The 1,569-nt window shown below is 31.4% G+C and carries 2 protein-coding genes and 1 tRNA gene; 1 reads left to right on the top strand and 2 read right to left on the bottom strand.

Annotated elements, in window-relative coordinates:
• Positions 1–204: ATP-binding cassette domain-containing protein (locus ACT8VG_RS11065; RefSeq protein WP_444195917.1), on the bottom strand; the 204-nt coding region annotated here is incomplete at its 3' end.
• Positions 205–377: 173 nt separating this feature from the next.
• Here ACT8VG_RS11065 and ACT8VG_RS11070 point away from each other — a divergent pair.
• Positions 378–1,304 (top strand): hypothetical protein, encoded by a 927-nt coding sequence (locus ACT8VG_RS11070; protein WP_444195918.1) that lies wholly within the window; start codon positions 378–380, stop codon positions 1,302–1,304.
• Between the two features lie 102 nt (positions 1,305–1,406).
• On the opposite strand, the gene ACT8VG_RS11075 is transcribed toward ACT8VG_RS11070, so the two are convergent.
• A tRNA-Gly gene (locus tag ACT8VG_RS11075) sits at positions 1,407–1,480 on the bottom strand.
• Positions 1,481–1,569: the final 89 nt, after the last annotated feature.

Raw genomic sequence — 1,569 nt, forward strand, 5'->3', positions numbered from 1 at the left:
ATCCTGTTTTTCATAGAATATAGAAGGGGCATTATTCACGATAGAGGCTAGATGAATCTGTTTAGATATAATTTTTAAAAAAGTGGTTTTTCCACAGCCACTCTCACCTGCAATACCTATCATTCCAGTAGAGGGAGCTTTGAAAGATGCACCATCGAAAAGAACTTTATTTGTTTTGTATGTAAAGTTTGTTAATTCAATCATAGAAGTTCACCTCTTTATATAAAAATATATAAGCGCTAACATAATTGTATAATCTGTAAACAAAAAAACAACAGATTGCTTCAAAAAGTTTTTTGTGATTGTATTTGTCATAAACCAACATATATAATATATATGAAGAGGTATTCCAATTGAATAAAGAAAGGAGAATAGTTATGAAAAAGTTAATTCAATTGTTGGTGGTACTCTGTATTTTTGTAATAACGGGCTGTAAAACAAATAAAGAACGTTATCTATCTATTACAACAAGTGGATATGATAAGAAGGGGAATGTAGTAGTGAATATCTATGAATATTCATTATCTACTAAGAAAGTGACTAAAAAGTATACTTCTTCTAATCCACTTGGTGTCTATTCTAAATCTAATAATGCTGTATATTATGCTGAAGAAGATAATAGTGGTGATCATCTGTATACTTATGATCTTGATACAAAGAAATCTAAAAAGTTGTCTGGTGGATTAACCGCAATTAACAGAATTATTCCTGTAGAGAATAATATCTATGTATTAGGCGTAGAAAAAGGTCAAAGATCACTCAAGCCTTATCGTTATAATATAGAAACAAAGAAGTTCAGTAAGATTAAGGCAGAAGAGGATTTAGATTTTGATCATATGGTCTATGATGTTTTCAATCATGATTTATATCTATGTGCAAGTAATCAAAAAGAAGAAGATCAGGCATTAGAAGATGCAAATGCGGGTAAGGGTAGTAAGTATATTGCACCTAATACGCATATTTATCGTTTGAAGAATAATCAACTCAAACGTATCTATACTACAAATCGCAAGTTAGTCTATAGAATGCTTCCAATGGAAAATGGAAATCTTACATTTACTGAAAGTGACAGCATACCAGCTTGGAATCCTCAATATCATACATATACATTAGATACAAAAACAAATAAGAAAAAAGCAGGAATTAATATTGATGAAATTATGGATGTAACACAGTATACTTGTTTTAGTTCTTCTCATCAGATTATTCTTCTTGGGCGCAATGATAAACATCAAGGAATATATATATATATAATATTGATTCAGGTAAAACTGAATTATTGTATGAATCTAAAAATGAATTGATTAATAGTTTTGAACTATTAGAATAAATAAAAATACCCACAGCTCGTAACTGTGGGTATTTAGATAATAAAAAAATAGACCTAAGTCTATCTTCTAATCGTATGGAGCGGGTGATGGGAATCGAACCCACGTAGTCAGCTTGGAAGGCTGAAGTTCTACCATTGAACTACACCCGCAAATGAAAACGATCTTTCGATCGTATGTTGAGAAATGGTGACCGGTACGGGATTCGAACCCGTGAATGCATGCGTGAAAGGCATGTGAG

The organism is Catenibacterium sp. (assembly GCF_052354645.1).
GTDB lineage: Bacteria > Bacillota_I > Bacilli_A > Erysipelotrichales > Coprobacillaceae > Catenibacterium > Catenibacterium mitsuoka_A.